At 40.8% G+C, this 20,250-nt stretch carries 18 protein-coding genes; 11 read left to right on the top strand and 7 right to left on the bottom strand.

Annotated elements, in window-relative coordinates; genetic code table 11:
• The first annotated feature begins 300 nt into the window (after window positions 1–300).
• The 4 genes from pepT to pgi all read left to right on the top strand — a co-directional run bounded on the left by pepT (window position 301) and on the right by pgi (window position 5,963).
• Window positions 301–1,533 (top strand): peptidase T, encoded by a 1,233-nt coding sequence (gene pepT / locus BKL49_RS05800; RefSeq protein ID WP_077423658.1) that lies wholly within the window; start codon window positions 301–303, stop codon window positions 1,531–1,533.
• 250 nt (window positions 1,534–1,783) lie between these two features.
• Entirely contained in the window at window positions 1,784–3,190 is a 1,407-nt protein-coding gene (locus BKL49_RS05795; protein WP_077423657.1) for a replicative DNA helicase, read from the top strand.
• Between the two features lie 9 nt (window positions 3,191–3,199).
• Window positions 3,200–4,282 carry an alanine racemase gene (gene alr, locus BKL49_RS05790; RefSeq protein ID WP_077423656.1) on the top strand — a complete coding sequence of 361 codons (1,083 nt, stop codon included), beginning with the start codon at window positions 3,200–3,202 and terminating at the stop codon, window positions 4,280–4,282.
• Between the two features lie 31 nt (window positions 4,283–4,313).
• The gene (gene pgi / locus BKL49_RS05785; RefSeq protein WP_077423655.1) at window positions 4,314–5,963 is read left to right on the top strand and encodes a glucose-6-phosphate isomerase; all 1,650 of its coding nucleotides are present in this window, start codon (window positions 4,314–4,316) and stop codon (window positions 5,961–5,963) included.
• Between the two features lie 79 nt (window positions 5,964–6,042).
• On the opposite strand, the gene BKL49_RS05780 is transcribed toward pgi, so the two are convergent.
• The 5 genes from BKL49_RS05780 to BKL49_RS05760 form a co-directional block, all read right to left on the bottom strand.
• A complete protein-coding gene (locus tag BKL49_RS05780; RefSeq protein WP_077423654.1) occupies window positions 6,043–6,786 on the bottom strand; it encodes a YdcF family protein in 744 nt (247 codons plus the stop codon).
• Window positions 6,787–6,792: 6 nt separating this feature from the next.
• Window positions 6,793–7,047, bottom strand: a complete 255-nt coding sequence (locus tag BKL49_RS05775) for a Txe/YoeB family addiction module toxin (RefSeq protein ID WP_077423653.1) — start codon at window positions 7,045–7,047, stop codon at window positions 6,793–6,795.
• On the bottom strand, window positions 7,044–7,295 hold the full coding sequence (locus BKL49_RS05770) for a type II toxin-antitoxin system Phd/YefM family antitoxin (protein WP_077423652.1): 252 nt from the start codon (window positions 7,293–7,295) through the stop codon (window positions 7,044–7,046). The genes BKL49_RS05775 and BKL49_RS05770 overlap by 4 nt, the downstream gene beginning before the upstream one ends.
• A gap of 98 nt (window positions 7,296–7,393) precedes the next feature.
• A complete protein-coding gene (locus tag BKL49_RS05765; protein WP_077423651.1) occupies window positions 7,394–8,353 on the bottom strand; it encodes a polysaccharide pyruvyl transferase family protein in 960 nt (319 codons plus the stop codon).
• Window positions 8,350–9,873, bottom strand: a complete 1,524-nt coding sequence (locus BKL49_RS05760) for an MATE family efflux transporter (RefSeq protein WP_077423650.1) — start codon at window positions 9,871–9,873, stop codon at window positions 8,350–8,352. Before BKL49_RS05760 ends, BKL49_RS05765 begins: the two co-directional genes overlap by 4 nt.
• 334 nt (window positions 9,874–10,207) lie before the next feature.
• Between BKL49_RS05760 and BKL49_RS05755 the strand changes: the two genes are divergently transcribed.
• The 5 genes from BKL49_RS05755 (at window position 10,208) to BKL49_RS05735 (ending at window position 15,042) form a co-directional block, all read left to right on the top strand.
• Window positions 10,208–10,981 (top strand): glycosyltransferase family 25 protein, encoded by a 774-nt coding sequence (locus BKL49_RS05755; RefSeq protein WP_077423649.1) that lies wholly within the window; start codon window positions 10,208–10,210, stop codon window positions 10,979–10,981.
• A complete protein-coding gene (locus BKL49_RS05750; RefSeq protein WP_077423648.1) occupies window positions 10,978–12,177 on the top strand; it encodes a hypothetical protein in 1,200 nt (399 codons plus the stop codon). The genes BKL49_RS05755 and BKL49_RS05750 overlap by 4 nt, the downstream gene beginning before the upstream one ends.
• Window positions 12,170–13,051, top strand: coding sequence for a glycosyltransferase family 2 protein (locus BKL49_RS05745; protein ID WP_077423647.1), 882 nt, complete (start codon window positions 12,170–12,172; stop codon window positions 13,049–13,051). Before BKL49_RS05750 ends, BKL49_RS05745 begins: the two co-directional genes overlap by 8 nt.
• A 10-nt stretch (window positions 13,052–13,061) precedes the next feature.
• Complete coding sequence (locus BKL49_RS05740; RefSeq protein WP_167367119.1) at window positions 13,062–13,865, top strand: glycosyltransferase family 2 protein; 804 nt, start codon at window positions 13,062–13,064, stop codon at window positions 13,863–13,865.
• Between the two features lie 73 nt (window positions 13,866–13,938).
• Window positions 13,939–15,042, top strand: a complete 1,104-nt coding sequence (locus BKL49_RS05735; RefSeq protein ID WP_077423646.1) for a lytic murein transglycosylase — start codon at window positions 13,939–13,941, stop codon at window positions 15,040–15,042.
• Window positions 15,043–15,240: 198 nt separating this feature from the next.
• Here BKL49_RS05735 and BKL49_RS05730 read toward each other — a convergent pair whose 3' ends face one another.
• Together BKL49_RS05730 and BKL49_RS05725 are read right to left on the bottom strand one after the other, a co-directional pair.
• Entirely contained in the window at window positions 15,241–15,825 is a 585-nt protein-coding gene (locus tag BKL49_RS05730; protein WP_077423645.1) for a methyltransferase domain-containing protein, read from the bottom strand.
• A 108-nt stretch (window positions 15,826–15,933) separates the two neighbouring features.
• The gene (locus tag BKL49_RS05725) at window positions 15,934–17,415 is read right to left on the bottom strand and encodes a leucyl aminopeptidase (protein WP_077423644.1); all 1,482 of its coding nucleotides are present in this window, start codon (window positions 17,413–17,415) and stop codon (window positions 15,934–15,936) included.
• A gap of 121 nt (window positions 17,416–17,536) precedes the next feature.
• On the opposite strand from BKL49_RS05725, the gene lptF reads away from it, so the two are divergent.
• Entirely contained in the window at window positions 17,537–18,631 is a 1,095-nt protein-coding gene (gene lptF / locus BKL49_RS05720; RefSeq protein WP_077423643.1) for an LPS export ABC transporter permease LptF, read from the top strand.
• Window positions 18,632–18,642: 11 nt separating this feature from the next.
• Window positions 18,643–19,716, top strand: a complete 1,074-nt coding sequence (gene lptG / locus BKL49_RS05715) for an LPS export ABC transporter permease LptG (RefSeq protein ID WP_208607806.1) — start codon at window positions 18,643–18,645, stop codon at window positions 19,714–19,716.
• Window positions 19,717–20,250: the final 534 nt, after the last annotated feature.

Genomic DNA, 20,250 nt, shown 5'->3' with positions numbered 1-20,250 from the left:
TAGCTTTGGTTTTCTCCCTAATTTCACCAATGATTTGGTACTGAGTAGAAACAAAAACCTGCAAGACTGCAGGGACGACATAAAATAGATGCGTATGATATAGCGAATTATCAATAATGCAAAGAATTTCATTGCGATTGAGGGAAAAAATTTCCCCCTTAAAAAAGTCACAAAAAAATGACCGCACTTTGATAGATTTTTCCTTATTTTCGGTAAATTGGAAAATGTTTGTCATATATCAAAAATCAATTGTTAAATTAACGTTAAAGTAACGCCTATTGTTGATAACAGGTAATAAAAATGAAAGATTATAAAAATAACTTATTAGGTCGGTTTTTACACTATGTGTCTTTTGATACCCAGTCCAAACCCAATGCGAAACATTCCCCCAGTTCTAGCGGGCAAATGAAGCTGGCACAGCATTTGCAAAAGGAATTAATTGAGTTGGGTTTAGAAAACGTTACTTTAGACAAACACGCTATTGTGACCGCTTATTTGCCTTCAAATCGAACGGAACTTTCGCATACGATTGGCTTAATTGCCCATTTAGATACTTCGCCCGAATGTAGTGGGAAGAATGTTAAACCTGAAGTAATTGAAAACTATCGTGGCGGCGATATTGCATTGGGAATTGGCGATGAATTTATTAGTCCGGTTTATTATCCCTTTATGCATCAATTAATCGGTAAAACCTTAATCGTAACGGATGGCAATACCTTGCTTGGAGCAGACAATAAAGCCGGCATTGCAGAAATTATGACCGCACTTGAGATAATTCAACAAGAAAATCTGCCCCATTGTAATTTACGTATCGCCTTTACACCGGATGAAGAAATTGGCTTAGGAATGCAATATTTTCCCTTGGAGGATTTTTCTTGCGATTGGGCATACACCATTGATGGGGGAGAAGTGGGGGAATTGGAGTACGAAAACTTTAATGCGGCGACTGCGAAAATTTGTTTTACCGGCAGAAGTATTCACACCGGTTACGCCAAAGGCAAAATGATCAATGCATTGGCGTTGGCTTGCGATTTTCACCAAGGATTTTCAAAAGATGACGTGCCGGAAAAAACAAGTGGAAAAGAGGGATTTTTCCATTTGGCTCATTTTTCGGGCGACATTGAAAAGGCAGAGTTGCACTATTTGATTCGGGATTTTGATACGCAGTCTTTTGAAAAACGGAAACAATTTATTGAAGATTGGACGGCTACATTTAATATTGAAAAGGGGCTAAAACAGCAGGTCGGTTGTATCATTCAAGACAGTTATAAAAATATGTATGAAGCCGTTCAAAAAGTGCCACAGGCTATCACCATTGCCGAGAAAGCGATGGATTTGTGTGATGTTAAAGTGATTCATAAACCCATTCGTGGTGGGACAGACGGGGCGTTTTTATCGGAAAAAGGATTGCCTTGTCCGAATATCTTTACCGGTGGCTACAATTTCCACAGCAAGCACGAGTTAATTTCCCTTGAAGGGATGGAAAAAGCCGTTGAGGTGATTGTAGAAATCACAAAATTCAAGAAAATGTAAATTTTTTCTTGCTTTTGTAAAGAATTGTAAATATAATCCTCAGCGTTTTATCGAGATTCCTTTTGATAAAGCTAAACTTTAGAGATTTTATTCATAAATTCCTTTTTGACTCCCCCAAGCGATTGGGGGCTTTTTTTTGCAATTAAATTTAATCTTAAAATCGACCGCACTTTTCACTTAAATCTCCCCCTCATTTGCGGTATCATTAGCACCAATTTTTATAGCCCTTTTTTATGTCTTTTGCATTTCTATGGCATCTCAACCACAAATTAAATCATCCGACAAACAAACCGCACAAATCAGTGTACCGCCTCATTCTATTGAAGCCGAACAAGCCGTTTTAGGCGGTATTATGTTAAGCAATCAACACTGGGACGGCATTGCCGAACGTGTGATTGCCGATGATTTTTATACCTTTGCCCACCGTGCCATTTTCCAAGCGATGGAAGATTTAATGCGCAATCAGTCACCGATTGATTTGATTACGCTCGATCAAGCCCTAAAAAATAAAGGGATCAGTGAAGAAGTTGGCGGCTTTGCTTACCTTGCCGAGCTTTCCAATAATACGCCAAATGCCATCAATATTTTAGCCTATGCGGATATTGTGCGTGAAAAGGCGATTTTGCGTGAACTCATTTCCGTTGGAAATCGTATTGCAGAAAACAGTTATTCACCGAAAGGGCAAGATATTAAACTTATTTTAGATGAAGCCGAACGCGAAGTTTTCGCTATCGCAGAAAAACGCAGCACGTCAAGTGAAGGGCCGCAAAATGTGATTAGTGTATTGCAAAACACTATTGAGCGTATTGATACATTAAGTAAGTTGGATAACCATTCAGGCGTTACCGGTGTGACAACGGGCTTTACCGATCTCGATAAAAAAACCGCCGGACTTCAACCTTCGGATTTAATCATTGTGGCGGCACGCCCTTCTATGGGGAAAACCACCTTTGCAATGAACCTTTGTGAAAATGCCGCAATGGCAAGTGAAAAACCGGTGTTGGTGTTTAGTTTAGAGATGCCAGCCGAACAAATTATGATGCGTATGATCGCCTCCCTTGCACGGGTAGATCAAACCAAAATCCGTACCGGACAAGGCTTAGACGAAATTGAATGGAATAAAATCAGCAGTGTATTTGGAATGTTTAAACAGAAGAATAATCTTTACATTGACGATTCTTCCGGTTTAACGCCAACGGAATTGCGATCCCGCGCCCGCCGTGTTTATCGGGAAAACGGTGGATTAAGTCTGATTATGGTGGACTATTTACAACTTATGCGTGCACCTGCCTTTTCCGACAACCGTACCTTAGAAATTGCCGAAATTTCCCGTTCTTTAAAAGCCTTGGCAAAAGAATTGGAAGTGCCGGTGATTGCCCTTTCCCAGTTAAACCGCACGTTGGAACAACGTGCCGACAAACGTCCGGTAAACTCCGATTTACGTGAATCCGGTTCCATTGAGCAAGATGCGGACTTAATTATGTTTATTTACCGTGATGAAGTGTATAACGACAATTCCGAAGATAAAGGCGTGGCGGAAATTATTATCGGTAAACAGCGTAACGGCCCGATTGGTCGGGTGCGTTTAAAATTTAACGGACAATTTTCACGTTTTGATAACCTTGCCGAACAACGTGAATATCGTGATGATTATTAAGGATATAAAATGAATGTAAAGCCGGCGACTGCAAAAATTAGTTCGCAAGCCTTAAAACATAATTTAGAGGTGATTAAACAAAAAGCACCGCATAGCAAAATTATTGCGGTGGTTAAAGCCAATGCTTATGGACACGGCGTGGTATTTGTTGCCTCAACGCTCGAAAAAAATGTCGATTGCTTTGCCGTAGCCCGTTTGGAAGAAGCCCTTGCCCTGCGTTCCAGCGGTATTATTAAACCGATTTTATTGCTGGAAGGTTTTTTCAATGAAGAAGATTTACCCATTCTTGCCGTCAATAATATTGAAACCATTGTGCATAATCGGGAACAACTTGAAGCCTTACAACGTGCAACGGTGCCAAGCCCGATTAAAGTATGGCTTAAAATTGATACCGGAATGCACCGTTTGGGCGTGGCACTTGATGAAGTGGAAGAATTTTATCAAGCCCTGAAAAAACTCCCGCAAATTCAACCGCACTTAGGCTTTGTGAGCCACTTTAGTCGTGCGGATGAACTGGAATCCGATTACACTCCTCTACAAATTCAACGTTTTTTATCGGTCACTCAAGATAAATCGGGCGAACGCAGTATTGCCGCTTCGGGGGGAATTTTATTTTGGCAGGAATCCCATTTAGATTGGATTCGTCCGGGCATTATTATGTACGGCATTTCCCCAACGGAGACGGCGGCGGCAGAATTTGGTTTAACACCGGTGATGAATCTCACCTCTTCTTTAATTGCCGTACGTCATCACAAAAAAGGCGAGCCGGTAGGCTACGGCGGCATTTGGAAAAGCCCGTGCGATACCAAAATCGGTGTGGTGGCAATCGGTTATGGCGATGGTTATCCGCGCGATGTGCCGGAAGGCACGCCGGTGTATCTAAACGGTCGCATTGTGCCGATTGTCGGACGGGTATCAATGGATATGCTGACGGTTGATTTAGGGGCGGAGAGCCAAGATCAAGTCGGAGATGAAGTGATTTTATGGGGCAAAGCCTTGCCTATTGAAACGGTTGCAAAATTCACCGGTATTTTAAGTTATGAATTGATTACAAAATTAACGCCACGTGTGATTACAGAATATGTCGATTAAATTTTTAAATTAATAATAGAAGGAAAAAACTATGAAAAATATTAATCCAACGACTACCAATGCTTGGAAAGCCTTACAAGCGCACCAAACCGAATTGGCAAACGTTACTATTCAAGATTTATTCCAACAGGAAAAAGATCGTTTTAAAGATTATTCTTTAACTTTTAACGATCAAATCTTAGTAGATTTCTCAAAAAACAACATTAATCAACACACCCTTTCATTGCTTCGCCAACTGGCGCAAGAATGTGCGTTAGAGAGTGCCAAAGAGGCAATGTTTAGCGGGCAGAAAATTAACCGCACCGAAAATCGTGCCGTATTGCACACCGCACTTCGTAACCGTGCGAATACACCGGTAATGGTTGACGGCAAAGATGTAATGCCGGAAGTCAATGCCGTTCTCGCCAAAATGAAAGATTTTTGCCAAAACATTATTTCCGGCGAATGGAAAGGTTATACCGGCAAAGCCATCACCGATGTGGTGAATATCGGTATTGGTGGTTCGGATCTTGGCCCTTATATGGTGACAGAGGCGTTACGTCCCTATAAAAATCACCTCACAATGCATTTTGTATCGAATGTCGATGGCACGCATATTGCGGAAACCTTGAAAAAAGTTAATCCGGAAACCACACTTTTCTTAGTGGCGTCAAAAACCTTCACCACACAAGAAACAATGACGAATGCACAAAGTGCGCGTGATTGGTTATTGGCTTCGGCGAAAGATAATGGTGCGGTGGCAAAACACTTTGCCGCTCTTTCTACCAATGCCAAAGCGGTGGCGGAATTTGGCATTGATACCAACAATATGTTTGAATTTTGGGATTGGGTTGGCGGTCGTTATTCTTTATGGTCTGCGATTGGTTTATCCATTGCCCTTTCCATTGGTTTTGAGAATTTTGAACAGCTATTAAGTGGTGCGCACGAAATGGATAAACATTTCCGCACCGTACCGATTGAGCAAAATATCCCAACCACATTGGCGTTGGTTGGCTTGTGGAACACCAATTTCCTTGGCGCACAAACGGAAGCCATTTTACCTTACGATCAATATTTACACCGTTTTGCCGCTTACTTCCAACAAGGCAATATGGAATCAAACGGTAAATATGTGGATCGTAATGGTAATGCAATCAAAAATTATCAAACCGGCCCAATCATTTGGGGTGAACCGGGAACAAACGGTCAGCACGCCTTCTATCAATTAATTCACCAAGGTACAACCTTGATTCCTTGTGATTTTATTGCGCCGGCGCAAACCCATAATCCGTTAGCGGATCATCATAACAAATTACTGTCTAACTTCTTTGCACAAACAGAAGCCCTCGCTTTTGGTAAAACAAAAGAAGAAGTGGAAGCGGAATTTGTGAAAGCAGGTAAATCTTTAGACGAAGTAAAAGAGATTGTGCCATTTAAAGTGTTTACCGGTAATAAACCGACTAACTCTATTTTGGTGCAAAAAATTACACCATTTACTTTGGGCGCATTGATTGCGATGTATGAACACAAAATCTTTGTTCAAGGCGTGATTTTTAACATTTTTACCTTTGACCAATGGGGCGTGGAATTAGGTAAACAACTGGCGAACCGTATTCTTCCTGAGTTGGCAGACAATGCGAAAATTTCAAGCCACGACAGCTCAACCAACGGATTGATTAATCAATTCAAATTGTGGCGATAAATTGGATGTAAAAAAGTGCGGTCAAATTTAACTGCACTTTTCTTTATATCATATTAAAATGGTATTTTACGCCAAACAGTTATCTTTCCTTCCAATAGCCAATCCACTCTTTCAATAACTGCATATTTTTCGCTAATGCACCACCTTGGGGAATAAAATGCATAATATTTAATCTATATTCCGGCGGCGTAATCCCTTCACCAACACTTGCCGGTAACACATCAAAACCTTGTTGTTGAAAGAGAAGTTTTGCCCGTTGCATATGCCATTCATTGGTGACAAGAATAATTTTGTTGATCTGTTCTTTGTCCAACATTTGCTTTGTCAATAAGGCATTTTCTTTTGTGGTTAGGGCATTTGGCTCAATCCATTTGGTTGGCACATTAAAGAAATACTGTAATTCTTGGGCGGCAATTTTGGCTTCAACTGCACCACTTGGGCTTGCACCGGTGATTAATAAAGGCAACTGCGTTTCTTTTTGCAAATAAGCCGCATAGCGTAAACGTTCTAACTGAATTGCAGTGGAGGCGAGCGGCGCATAAAGTTCTTTACTATCCCGCAAACCGCCCCCCAATAACACAATGGCTTGTGCCTGTTTATAATCCTCAAGGGTCAAATGATCTTTGCTGATAAGGCTGTCTTTTAGGGTTTGTGCAGTAAATGGAATACTCAAAATGTAAAGCAAACCGATACCAAGTGCGGTCAAAATTCGGCTTAATTTTTTAAATTTTAATTTGGCGAAAATTAATGCCAGTAGCCATAAAATTAAAATATTAAAGGGTGGCAAAATCATCGCCGTGATGAGTTTTTTCAATTCAAACATAATAGATTAATAGTGATACCTGCATTGAATGATAATAATACCTTCATCTGTTACGCGGTAAACCAATCGATGTTCTCGATCAATTCTACGCGACCAAAAACCGGATAATTGATGTTTTAAAGGCTCGGGATCACCCAATCCTGAAAAGGGGGTTCGCTGAGTGCTTTGAATTAATTTATTAACACGGGAAAGGATTTTTTTATCGGTTTGTTGCCAATATAAATAGTCTTCCCAAGCATTTTCAGTCCACGATAACATCATTCTTTTAGCGCTTTTTCTACAATTTTGCCTTGGTTTAATTGTTCAATAGATTCAAGTAAACGTTCACGGTTTTTCGGGTTACGCAGTAAATAGGCGGTTTCTTCGTAGGAAGAAAAATCTTCAAGACTCATTACAACAGCGTGCTTTCCGTTTTGGCGGGTAATCATAACAGGGCTATGATCGGCGACCACTTGATCAAGGGTGGAGGCAAGTTCGGCACGGAAAGCGGAATAGCTCATCACATTCATTTTATTCTCCAAAATAATAAATAATATTGTACGGATTATTGCACAATGATGGGGGGGCTTCAAATAAAAAAGCATCCTGTTGTTGGATGCTTTCGATGTTATTTTTTATCAATTTCCACAAAATCAATCTCTTTTGTCCATAAATTGGCATAGCCGGAGTTTTTGCCATAGGCGTTATCGCAAACGCGGTTTGGAATTTCCAGTAGGCAGGAAAAAATGTGGCCGTGTAAACGGGTTGTTGTGATTGAATCGTTTTGTAGGAAGATTTTTGCCACCCGTTTCACAATATGTTTGGTGTAGGCAAACCAAAATTTATGGAAAAGATCTTTCAGCCATCCCCAATTTTGTTTATTCGCAAATTTATCAATCCGCCAGCCGAGTGCCAATACAATATCATCGACAGGGGAAAGAATATCCCCCCAATCTTTCACATTTGCTGTGGCAGGCAGTGTTGCGAGGATATTTTTTTCCACTTCGCTTGCTTCAATATCTTTTCGCAAGAAATAAAGTGGTTTGCCGGTATTGCCTTGCTTGGTTGGCAATGTGCCGTAAAGTTCGTGTGCCATATCCGGCGAAAGGGCAACATTTGGTGAAAATTGTTTGAAGGCTTCCGCCGTGCGTTCATCGCGGGCGAGCAAGTGGCAATCCTGATGCTGATTGAAAAGTGCGGCTGATTTTTGCAGATTTTTTTGATCTTTAAAATATAAGGTTTGTGGCAGCACGATAATGCGATTTTGAGGGAAATGTTGAATCATTGCCTCACGGATTTTTTGGTGTTGAGGATAAAGATCGCCAAAGTTACCGCCGCCGTGTAACAAAATCGTGGTATTGGGGGTGATTTTTTGTTTTACCTCGTTAATATCCATATCAAATTCGCAACGTTTTAATCTCACGTTAATTTGGTGATCTTTAAAAAATTGTTCTGTGCCGTGATAAATCAATAAATCGCCAACGTTCAAATGCAGGGGGTAATCAAAGTAAAACACATCGTTTTTATCTTTAATCAAATCCGCAATAGGGGCGAGTTTTTGCTTTAGAGAGGTTAATGTTGAATTCATTTTTTTACCTTTTTCAAAATATAACTAAACAGGAATGTTTTTTCTGCACGGTTTAAGCCGAAAATTAAAATCATCGCAATTAGACCGCTTTCCAATAAGACAGCTTCACCCACAAATTCAAAGAAAGAATAGGTGCGTTGCGTATCCGACAAATAAATCAATCCGATTAATAGCACGAAAATTATTCCGATATTAAACAGATATGTGACAAATTCTTTTCGGTTAAATTTAATTTTTTTATTAATAAAATAGAAACGATACATTTGCATTAAAAGTGCGGTGGAAAATCTGCCGATAAATGCATACACCGGATGATAACCCAGTGTGAATAAGTAGTAGGCAAGTGGCACGGTGAAAAGATCGATACAGGCTAGGATAATGTTGTATTGTCTAATACTGTTTGAGCCAATCGCCAGTGCCGTCATCCAAAATGATCCTGCCATTGCACTGATTAACGAACATAATAACGTGGCTTGTACGAATTGTTCTGCATATTTTGGCAGGTGATCGCCCAACCAAAATGTTAAGAGGGTATGGGTAAAATAAAATACAGGGGCGGATAAAATCGCAATTAGATAAAAGGAATATTTTGATGTGCCGAGGATGAGTTTTTTATTTCGTTCATAATCTTTTGCCGCATAAGACTGCACCAGTTGTGGATTGAACGCTACTTGAAAATTGTTCACAAAGCTATAAACGGCGGTATCTACCTGTGTCGCAATGCCCACTGCCGCATTAACGGTTACGCCAAAAAAGAGGTTGATCACCATATTTAAGCCTTGTGTGGAAGCCACATAAGCGGTTTGTCCGAGCAACATCCAACCGGAAAATCCCGCCATTTCTTTGGTTTTGCTTAAATCTTTTTGGAAGCGAAAACGGGTTTCCGCATAAAATGCACGGCGTGTGAAGTTAAAATAAAGTGAAAAGACAAGTACGCTCACACAAAGTAAGAGCAAGCTGTAAGCGATCAATTTATCGTATTGTTCAATTTGCATCAAAATAAAGATGGCGGAAAGTTTTAATGCCGTTTCTCCCAAGCCTAACCACGCATAAAAGGACATTCGTTCGTGCGCCACAATCATCGCATTAAATGGCACTTTGATAATTTCAATGAGAGCAATTAAAAGTGCGATCTGATACACCACATTTGCGGCTTGCATTCGGGCGGCAGGGATATTCAATTTGTGATTTAAAAACCAAAGCCCTACGGTTTCGGCAAGGATTGCCACCACAACCATAATCAATAGGTGGTTGAGCAGGCTGATGTTAAAGACTTTATTGACACGCGCAACTTCATTTGAGGCTTTTTCTACATTAATAAAGCGTTGTGTGGTTGCCGTCATCGTGCCATTAAAAAAGGAAAATAAAATCACCACGCCCATCACAATGTTATAAATACCAAAATCTTCTACCCCCAATACACGCAACACAACCCGCGAAATATAAAGCATTGCGCCCATATTAAAGAGCATACGGATGTAGAGAAAAAGGGTATTTTTAACAATGGTTTTATTCGACATAGCGATTTGGGGTTAGAAAATTTGAGGGGATTATACGGTATTATGTCGTAAACACACAAAACCAAAATACGGTAGGGAAATCATCCTTGTGTTAATTTAAAACATTAAACAATTTTAGTAGATTAACATTGCGAACGCCAAGCGTGCTATTCCTACTTCTTTCTCTGAATAGTTTGTTTGTGCAGCTATCGTATCGCATTGAAAAAATACCGCCATTTTTAACCGTACTTTCCTTTCAAACCCAAGGATAACTTTAGTATAATCAGCCACCTTTTTATGCAACTATTCGTCATTTTTTTAATCAAATACGCGGTACAAATTAATCGAGACAATTATGAATAAATATTTAATTTCCCTTGATAAAGATGAACAACGGCGTACGCTTTTTTTCTCACAAGCGGATACCGCAGATTTCCGTGTTTTTTCGGCAATTAATACCATGCAATGTGAATGGTGCGAATTGGGGGAAAATTTTGATTTAATCAAATTTGAACAACATTATGGACGCAAAGTAACCAAAGGCGAAATTGGCTGCACACTAAGCCATTTGGCGGTATATCGCCTTCTTGTTGCCGATGAAAACGTGGAAGAAAATGATTATGCCCTTATTTGTGAAGATGATGCGTTGTTTGCGCCAAATTTTCAGCAAAATTTGACCGCACTTTTGGCACAACATAATAAAACGCCCATTGTATTAATCGGACAATCAAAAATTGCGGCTTTTGATGATGGCGAGTTGGAAATAAACTACCCGACAACCTTTTCCTTTCTCCGTCATCAAGCAGGCTGCGTAACCTATGCTTATCCCTACAAAAGCTATTTTGCCGGCACGGTGGGCTATTTAATCAAAAAATCGGCGGCGCGTTCCTTATTGAGCCAACTCAAGCAAACCAAGCCTTTTTGGCTTGCCGATGATTTCTTATTATTTGAAACAAAATTTGCCCTGCAAAATCAGGTGGTACGTCCATTAATGGTGATTGAAAATCCGCAATTAATGAGTAATTTAGAAGGAAGTCGAGGCTCTCAAGCGAATCATTTCATAAAAAAATTAATGAAGTATCCGCTTAAAAAATTAATGGCGATTCAAAAAAATTTAGGAAAAAAATGACCGCACTTTTTAATCTTTTCTATCTTTATGATCCTTGGTTTTTTCACGTAGTGCGTATGTCCGTGGTGGCAGGATTGGCAGCCTTTTCCCTGTTGGCGTATCGTTATGTAAAAAAACAACAAACACAAGGGATCATTGTGCCGATTGATAGCCTTGCTGTGCTTATCGGGTTAGTTTTGTTCAGCCTCATTCCGCTATTTGTGAATGGCACACGGGATTTTTCCGTGATAATGATGTATGTGAAAGCCTTGATTTTATTCATCTTGGGAATCGGGCTTTATAACGCTTTTTATGCCAAACCAAACGGGCAACAACGTGTCGTGCGTGATTTACAAATCGGCGTGATGGTGCAATTTGTCGTGGGGGTATCAGCTTTGCTTGGCGTTCCATTTTTAGTGGATTTTCTACTTTCCACCAATGCCGTTTTACCTGCTCGATTCTATGGTTCGGAGCAGGAATATCGTCTGTATAACCTCACCGCAACGGCATTTTTCCAACTCAGTTTGTTTTATCTAATGCTGTGTCATTTTTTGTTGGCTTACAATGCAAAACACAGCCAAATGCCAAGTATTTTAGTATTTTTGATGTTATGTATCGGACTCATTTCCGGCAGAACCTTTTTGTTACTTTCCGTGGTCAGCATTGTCGTCTATTTTAAATGGCGATATGTGCCATCACTGATTGCCTTTACCCTCTTAATCCTCGGGCTAGCCTATTTCCTTCCGCAAAATCCGTATGTGGCACACGCCTTAGAACCGGTGATCAATTTACTCCACGGTGCAGGTTTTGTGAGTTCGTCCACAGATACATTAGTGAAAAATCACCTATTTTTACCCACTTGGAAGCAATTTGTAATGGGCGATGGAATGTATATGAACGGACAGTTGGAGGTGGGACGCTACTATGGCAACACGGATTCCGGCTTCTTACGTCAAATTTTATATGGTGGCGTGGCTTATGCCTTGCTGTGTTTTCTTGTTACCTTTTATTTTGTGCGTAAAGTGGCATTGAATTGGTTTAACGGCAGTTGGAAATTTATTTTTTCGACTTTCGTCATCCTCGCTGCCTGCAACATAAAAGCCGATACCTTTGCTTTCCCGGGGATTATGTTTGTGATGTTGATGTTTTTATCCTTGTTTGGTTCTCAGGGGAAACAGTGTATTTTCTTAAAACAAAAGGAAGCGAAAAATGTTTAGCGTTATTGTGCCGTCTTACAACCGAAAAGAAGAAATTCCGGCCTTGTTGGAAAGTTTAGCGCAACAAACCCTTCATTCATTTGAAGTGGTGATTGTGGACGATTGTTCAAAAGAACCTGTTGTAGTGAATCAAAAATATCCTTTTGATGTGCGTGTTATTCGCAATGAAAGCAACCAAGGAGCAGCAGAAAGTCGTAATATCGGTGCGCGTATGGCAACGGGAGAATGGTTGCTATTTTTGGATGATGATGATCGTTTTGCCCATCAAAAATGTGAACGTTTAGCCGAAATTATTGAAACACATTCCAATATTAACTTTATTTATCACCCCGCAAAATGCGAAATGGTGAACGAAGGCTTTAGTTACATCACCCATCCCATTGAGCCACAGGAAATTAATATTGACCGCCTTCTATTGGCAAATAAAATTGGCGGAATGCCGATGATTGCGGTGAAAAAAGATCTTTTCTTAAAAATAGGCGGATTATCGACCGCACTTCGTTCTTTGGAAGATTATGATTTTTTGTTGAAATTAGTGAAAGAGCCGACATTCACCCCTTACAAAATTAGTGAACCGCTCACGCACTGCACATTTCATACCAAGCGTTCCAGTGTTTCAACGGACACAAGCCAGACACAAAAGGCGATTGATTATATTCAAGCACATTATGTTGAAACGGAAAGGCAAGCACGCAATTTTGCCATCAATGCACAATATATGTTGGCGTATCCGCAGGTGATGAACTTATCCCGCCGCGCGGCAACGCATTATTTTGCAATCTTTAAACAAACAAAAAGTATCAAACAACTGGTGATTGCCTTAGTGGTGTTAATTTCACCTAAATTAGCCATTCATTTAAAACGCTTTATATAGAGAAAAAGTGATGAAATTTTCAGTTTTAATGTCCTTATACATTAAGGAAAAACCACAATATTTAAGGGAATGTTTTGAAAGTTTGGTCGCCCAAACCCATCAAGCCGATGAAATTGTTTTGGTGTTTGATGGTGACGTGACGGCGGAATTGGAAGTCGTGGTGTCGGCATTTGAAACAAAATTGCCGTTAAAATTAGTGAAATTGCCGCAAAATCGGGGATTAGGCAACGCCTTAAATGAGGGGTTGTTGCATTGTTCGTATGATTGGGTTTTTCGTATGGATACGGACGATATTTGCGTGCCGGAACGTTTTGAAAAACAAGTTGCCTTCATCGAACAACATCCGCAAACCATTATTTTCGGCGGACAAATTGCCGAATTTGGCGAAAATACCAACGATATTGTGGCTTATCGTCACGTCCCCACAACGGCGCAAGAGATCGTGAAATTTACGCAAAAACGTTGTCCCTTCAATCATATGACGGTGGCGTATCAAAAAAATGCGGTACTTCATTGTGACGGTTATGAAGATCTGCAAGAAGACTATTATTTGTGGATTAAACTTGTGGCACAGGGTAAACCGGTGGCAAATTTGCCTGATATTTTGGTTTATGCCCGCGTGGGGAACGGTATGGTCGGTCGCCGCCGTGGTTTAAATCAAGCTAAGGCGGAGTGGCGTTTGTTCAAATTGAAATACCGCTTAAGGGTTCAAGGTTTGTTATCGGGCTTGTTTACTTTTGCACTGCGTTCAGGCTCCCGTTTGTTACCGACTTCATTATTGAAGGCGGTTTATCATCAATTTTTAAGAAAATAGCATTTCCTTATTTAATTCATAAGTAAGGGAAAAAGGAATAATTAATATCAATCTTGACTCATAAGGATAAAAAATGAAAAAAATCTCTTTAATATCGACCGCACTTTTGTCCTGCCTTATCACGGCTTGTTCAAATAATGCGCCGACTTCTGCGGAAACTATTCCTAACATAAGCCGTAATGCGACTTATAACAAACCTCGCACGCTTGATAACTTCAATGATTATGTTCGCTTCCTCAAAGGAAAAGCAGCTGCAGAAGGGGTTTCGGCTTCTGTCTTAAACGCCCAAAATAATATTCAATATATGGAAAAAGCGGTGGCGTTGGATCGTGCGCAGGCGGGCAGAACGGTAAAACGTGATCCAAATAAACCGGCAGTTTCAAATCCGAATGGCACAACAAATTATCTCAATAAAGTATTAACCAACAACAAAGTAAATGTGGCGGAAGAACGCTATTGGGAAGTGCAAGTACCGTTACAACGGGCAAGCCAACGTTATGGTGTACAACAAGAATATATCCTTGCGTTGTGGGGAATGGAAAGTAGCTTCGGGCATTATCAAGGGCGATATGATGTGCTTTCCGCTCTGGCGACTTTGGCATTTGACGGCAGACGTGAAGCCCTATTTAGCAAAGAATTTGTCAATGCGATGAAAATGTTGGAACGGGATCATATTCAACGCCATCGAATGTTAGGCTCGTGGGCAGGGGCGATGGGGCAAACACAATTTATGCCGAGTGCTTTCTTAAATTATGCCGCAGACGGTAATAATGACGGCGTAAAAGATATTTGGACAAACCAATTTGATACCTTTGCTTCCATTGCCAATTATTTGCACACAGTCGGCTGGAACGACAAATTGCCTTGGGGGATGGAAGTTAGCTTGAATCAACCGCTTGATTTATCCCTTTCCGGTATTGAGAAAAATAAAGCCCGTTCTTTGCGTGAATGGCAATCACTGGGTGTAATGCCGCTTGGTTTTAGCCAGGAAGAACAAGCAAAATTGACCGCACTTTCCAATGCAGAACTTTGGCTGGTTCGTCCGGATAAAGAAGTGGGACGGGCGTTTTTGGTTTCTAACAACTTCCGTACGCTTTTAGACTGGAATAAATCCAATAATTTTGCGGTAAGTATCGGAATGTTTGCTGATCGCATTAAAGAAAGATTGGGGTTATAAAAGTAATTAGTAAAGTGATTGATAAAAGTGGGTTAAAACCTACAAATAACCTATTATGTAGCAATGGCATCTAAATAATTTTAATAAAAAGAGACGCCTAATTGGGCGTCATTATTAAAACTCAAACATCTCTAATGAGAGAACATTCAGTATGTTGACTAGCCTTGGTTTTCCCTTACCAATCACTTCATTTCAGCGTTATTTTTTCTGCCAAATGAATTCAATAGCACATTCTGCATCGCCTAACGTTTGGTCAATGTGTGGTGGCAATCCCTCACGATAATAATCGTGAACTTGAATAATGCTTTCAATATTTACTTGATCGGAAAAATGTTTGGCTAAATCTAAAATATTAACTGATGCCGGCATTTGAGAGTGATTTTTATGAATCGTGAAACTATGTTTATGATCGGTATTTTTGACTGAAGGCCAAATTCCTTGTTCATAAAGATCTTCATCAGGCACCGTAACAATCAAAAAACCTTTTGGTTTAAGCACGCGTAACCAGTTTTCCAAACCAATAACGGGATTATGTAAATGTTCTAAGCAATGGGAGGAATAAACAAAATCAAAGGTTGCATCCGGAATGGTTGCCAGATATTGTCCATCACCGTCTTCAAGATCCCAAGTTCTGACACTTTGCATTTTGGGGAAAACACCAAGAAATTGTGCCAGTGAATCAGGCCCGCCGCCAATATCAATACCGTTTCCAACAAAGTAGCGGTTAATGAAATTAATATTTCTGATTCTGCGTTGAATAATGGATTTGTGCGTTTCTCTCATCGTTATTTTCCTTGTTGAGTTAAATAAACGGCGTAATTTTATCACGCCGTTACATTGGTTTCATTGGGGATTTTGTTTATTTATCTCCATTCTGTCCGGATACAACGTTTAGTATGATTTCACTTGGTTAATCAAAAACTGTGTCAATAAAGATACCGGACGACCCGTTGCCCCTTTATTTGCCCCTTGTAACCACGCTGTGCCGGCAATATCAAGATGCGCCCAGCGATATTTTTTGGTGAAATGAGACAAAAATGCGCCAGCCGTGCTTGCACCGCCCCAACGTCCGCCGATATTGGCAAGATCGGCAAAAGGCGATTTGAGCTGTTCCTGATATTCTTCACTTAGCGGTAAACGCCAAGCCTTATCGTGAGTTTGGCGGGCGGCGTTGAGTAAATCTTCAGCCAGATTTTCATCTTCTGTGATTAAACCACTGTTGTGTTGTCCTAAGGCAACGACACAAGCCCCCGTTAAGGTTGCTACATCAATCACTAATGTTGGATCGAAACGTTCAACATAAGTGAGGGCATCACAAAGTACAAGGCGACCTTCCGCATCGGTATTTAACACTTCCACCGTTAAGCCGTTCATTGTGGTAAGAATATCTCCCGGTCGGTAAGCATTGCCGTCCGGTAAGTTTTCGCAGCCGGCAAGTACGCCAATAACATTCAAAGGTAAATTGAGTTCCGCAATGGCTTTCATTGTGCCGAATACGGAAGCCGCACCGCCCATATCGTATTTCATTTCATCCATATCCGCCGCAGGTTTTAGGGAAATACCGCCGGCGTCAAAGGTTAAGCCTTTGCCCACAAGCACGATAGGTTTGGCGTTTTTATCGGGGGCATTGTTGAAGTGAAGAACGGACATATAGGCAGGATTTGCCGAACCGCGAGACACGGCTAAATAAGCGTTCATACCCAGTTCTGCCATTGCTTTTTCATCAATCACATCAAGGGAAAGTGCGGTTGATTTTTCGGTTAAATTTTTCGCTTGTTCCGCAAGGTAAGCAGGATTACATACATTCGGTGGCATATTGGCAATATCACGTGCAGCTTTCACGCCGGAGGCGATAGCTTGAGCGTGTGTGATGGCGAGTTGGGCTTGTGTGCAATCGGTGTTAAAAATGCAACTTGTCAGGCTATTAGCTTCTGCTTTTTGAGATTTAAATTGATCGAATTGGTAATTGGCGTGTTCCATTGTTTCAATGGCAAAGCGTACGTTCCAGTAAAGATCGCGATCTTTCAGTTCAATTTCCGTTAAATAAGACACAACTTCGTGAATGTTTGCTTCTTTTAATGCCTTTAAGGTGTGTTGGATGATTTGTTTATATTGGCGTTCGTTCAATTCGCCTTTTTTGCCGCAACCGACAATCAGAACACGTTTTGCCGCAATACCATTCAGATCACGCAATAAAACGGTTTGACCTAATTTGCCTGTCAGTTCGCCGGATTGAATTAATCGGTTGAGATAGCCCTGTGTGGCGTGGTCGATTTCACTGAAACTTTTTGAAAATTCGTGGTTCTCATAAACGCCGATAAGAATACATTCGGCAGCTTGCGAAAGTGCGGTTGATTTTGCTTGATATTTCATTTGATTTCCTTATTTTGTCTGTTTAAATCAGCGAAAATAAGGTATCATACGCGACCGATTTTAGCTAGGGGCAGTTGGTTTTCCCCCTCTTGATTTCAACGATAGGCAACAACGAAATAAGATGATTTTAACGCGATATTTAACAAAAGAAGTGTTCAAAAGCCAAGTGGCGATTTTGTTCATTTTATTGGTGATTTTCTTTTCTCAGCAACTTGTGCGGGTATTGGGTTCTGCCGCAAACGGCAAAGTGCCGGCAGATTTAGTGTTTTCTTTGTTAGGATTGGGAATGCCGGCAATGGCGCAGTTGATGTTGCCATTGTGTTTATTTATTGCGATTTTGTTGACTTTCGGGCGTTTATATGCAGAAAGTGAAATTACCGTAATGCGTGCTTGTGGCGTGGGGCAGCGAATTTTGGTTCGTGTTGCCTTATTACTTTCCTTATTCACCGCCGGATTAGCGGCTTACAATGCGTTATGGCTTTCCCCTTGGGCGATTCAAAAGCAAAGTACGATTGTGGAAGATGCCAAAGCCAATCCGACAATGGGGGCGCTTTCTTCTGGGCAGTTTATGTCCACCGGTAACAGTAATTTTGTATTATTTATTGAGAGCATTAAAGGCAGTCAAATTAATGATGTGTATTTGTTCCAAACTGCCCCTAAAGGACAAACCAAACCTTCTGTTGTAACCGCAGAGAAAGGTGAGTTGAAAGCCTTGCCAAATGGTGATCAGGTATTAAATTTACAAAATGTACAACGGGTAGAAGGCACTGCCGCATTGCCGGATTTTCGTATTACTCATTTTGATGATTATCAAGCCTATTTAGGTTATCAAGCTTCCGAGAACAAATCGGACGAAGCGGCAACCTTGTCATTAGATGAATTAATCAAACAAAACAATTCAGCCGCAAGAGCAGAGTTACATTGGCGTATTTCGTTGGTATTTGCCGTGCCGTTAATGGCATTAATTGCCGTACCGCTTAGCCGTGTGAATCCTCGTCAAGGGCGTTTTGCGAAGATTTTACCGGCACTCTTGCTTTATCTTATCTATTTCTTATTGCAAAGTTCGCTCAAATCCGCCGGTTCTGCCGATAAATTGGATGCGGCAATGTTTATGCCGCTTGTCAATATTGCCTTCTTATTGCTCGGTATTGTATTAAACGCTTGGGATAGTGCGCCGATGTATAAATTCCGCAGTCTTTTTAGCCGAAAAGGATAAGCCAAATGATAATGAATACCTTAGACCGTTATATCGGTAAAAGCATTTTAGGGGCAATTTTTGCCACACTTTTAACGCTTGTCGGCTTGTCGGCGATTATTAAATTTGTTGAACAATTCCGAAGCGTGGGGAAAGGTACTTATGATGTGTTACAGGCGGTTGCCTACACCTTTTTGACCATGCCGAAAGATGTGGAAACCTTTTTCCCGATGGCGGCATTGCTTGGGGCATTAATTGCTCTTGGCGGGCTTGCAGGACGTAGTGAATTGGTAGTAATGCAATCGGCAGGATTTTCCCGTTTTAAAATTGGTTTGGCGGTAATGAAAACCGCCTTACCCTTAGTGATTTTAACGATGGTGATTGGCGAATGGGGTATTCCACAAACGGAACAATTTGCCCGTGATATGCGTGCAAGAGCGGTTTCCGGCGGTTCAATGCTTTCGGTAAAAAATGGCGTGTGGGCAAAAGATGGGGATAATTTTGTTTTTGTACGTAGGGTGTCGGAAGAAGCAAAGCTCAATGATATTTATATTTACACCTTTGACAACAATCGCACATTGATTCGTCTAAAACACGCCAATCAAGCGACTTACTTGCCTGAAGAAGGAAAATGGGAACTCCGCCAAGTCAGTCTTTCACAAATTGGTACAGAACAAATATCTAATACAAATCGCTTATCCGAACGTTGGGAAACCAATTTAACGCCGGATAAATTGGGTGCAGTTTCCTTGCGTCCGACTTCACTCTCAATCAGCGGATTATATGAATATATCGCTTTTTTGAAAGAAACAGGACAAGACGCCCGCCGTTTTGAATTAATCTTCTGGCGTAAAATTTTCCAACCTATTTCGGTTGGCGTAATGATGATGTTGGCACTTTCCTTTATTTTCGGATCTTTACGAAGTGTGACGGCAGGGGCGAGAATTGTCACGGGCATTTGTTTTGGCTTCCTGTTTTATGTGGTGAACGAAATTTTCGGACAACTCAGTGTGGTTTACAATATGCCGGCAATGTTCGGGGCATTGATTCCAAGTCTATTGTTCATTGTGATTATTTGGTGGCTTTTGACCCGAAAACGGGATTAGTTATCCGGCGGAAAAGTGCGGTCAATTTAGGATGAATTTTAAAATTTCTAAATTATGCAACAGCGACACAATGAATGAAGCAAAGAGAAAAAGTAGGGAGGCGATACTTCGCGTCCTTATCAAAAAATCAATCAATTTCAATGAATTAACTAAGGACGCCAGCGTGTCGTCCCTACTAATTCATCAAAATTTTCACTCATCACACAACGCCTAAATAACGTGATTGGTAGGGACGCGATACTCGCGCCCCTTATCAAAAAATCAAGCAATTTCAATAAATTAACATTTAGGACGCCAGCGTGTTGTCCCTATAAACTCATCAAAATTTTCACTCACCGTACAACGCCAAATAACGTGATTGGTAGGGACGCGATGCTCGCGTCCTTATCAAAAAATCAAGCAATTTCAATAAATTAACATTTAGGACGCTAGCGTGGCGTTCCTACGAATTCATCAAAATTTTCACCCACCATACAACGCCAAATAACGTGATTGGTAGGGACGCGATGCTCGCGTCCTTATCAAAAAACCAAG

The sequence above is a fragment of the Rodentibacter myodis genome (assembly GCF_001999305.1).
GTDB lineage: Bacteria > Pseudomonadota > Gammaproteobacteria > Enterobacterales > Pasteurellaceae > Rodentibacter > Rodentibacter myodis.
This window is presented reverse-complemented; position numbering and strand designations above follow the sequence as displayed.

Bases quoted from the DNA above. Each gene is read 5' to 3' on its own strand.
- pepT (WP_077423658.1), top strand. From the start codon at position 301: ATGAAAGATTATAAAAATAACTTATTAGGTCGGTTTTTACACTATGTG.
- BKL49_RS05795 (WP_077423657.1), top strand. From the start codon at position 1,784: ATGGCATCTCAACCACAAATTAAATCATCCGACAAACAAACCGCACAA.
- alr (WP_077423656.1), top strand. From the start codon at position 3,200: ATGAATGTAAAGCCGGCGACTGCAAAAATTAGTTCGCAAGCCTTAAAA.
- pgi (WP_077423655.1), top strand. From the start codon at position 4,314: ATGAAAAATATTAATCCAACGACTACCAATGCTTGGAAAGCCTTACAA.
- BKL49_RS05780 (WP_077423654.1), bottom strand. From the start codon at position 6,786: ATGTTTGAATTGAAAAAACTCATCACGGCGATGATTTTGCCACCCTTT.
- BKL49_RS05775 (WP_077423653.1), bottom strand. From the start codon at position 7,047: ATGATGTTATCGTGGACTGAAAATGCTTGGGAAGACTATTTATATTGG.
- BKL49_RS05770 (WP_077423652.1), bottom strand. From the start codon at position 7,295: ATGAATGTGATGAGCTATTCCGCTTTCCGTGCCGAACTTGCCTCCACC.
- BKL49_RS05765 (WP_077423651.1), bottom strand. From the start codon at position 8,353: ATGAATTCAACATTAACCTCTCTAAAGCAAAAACTCGCCCCTATTGCG.
- BKL49_RS05760 (WP_077423650.1), bottom strand. From the start codon at position 9,873: ATGTCGAATAAAACCATTGTTAAAAATACCCTTTTTCTCTACATCCGT.
- BKL49_RS05755 (WP_077423649.1), top strand. From the start codon at position 10,208: ATGAATAAATATTTAATTTCCCTTGATAAAGATGAACAACGGCGTACG.
- BKL49_RS05750 (WP_077423648.1), top strand. From the start codon at position 10,978: ATGACCGCACTTTTTAATCTTTTCTATCTTTATGATCCTTGGTTTTTT.
- BKL49_RS05745 (WP_077423647.1), top strand. From the start codon at position 12,170: ATGTTTAGCGTTATTGTGCCGTCTTACAACCGAAAAGAAGAAATTCCG.
- BKL49_RS05740 (WP_167367119.1), top strand. From the start codon at position 13,062: ATGAAATTTTCAGTTTTAATGTCCTTATACATTAAGGAAAAACCACAA.
- BKL49_RS05735 (WP_077423646.1), top strand. From the start codon at position 13,939: ATGAAAAAAATCTCTTTAATATCGACCGCACTTTTGTCCTGCCTTATC.
- BKL49_RS05730 (WP_077423645.1), bottom strand. From the start codon at position 15,825: ATGAGAGAAACGCACAAATCCATTATTCAACGCAGAATCAGAAATATT.
- BKL49_RS05725 (WP_077423644.1), bottom strand. From the start codon at position 17,415: ATGAAATATCAAGCAAAATCAACCGCACTTTCGCAAGCTGCCGAATGT.
- lptF (WP_077423643.1), top strand. From the start codon at position 17,537: ATGATTTTAACGCGATATTTAACAAAAGAAGTGTTCAAAAGCCAAGTG.
- lptG (WP_208607806.1), top strand. From the start codon at position 18,643: ATGAATACCTTAGACCGTTATATCGGTAAAAGCATTTTAGGGGCAATT.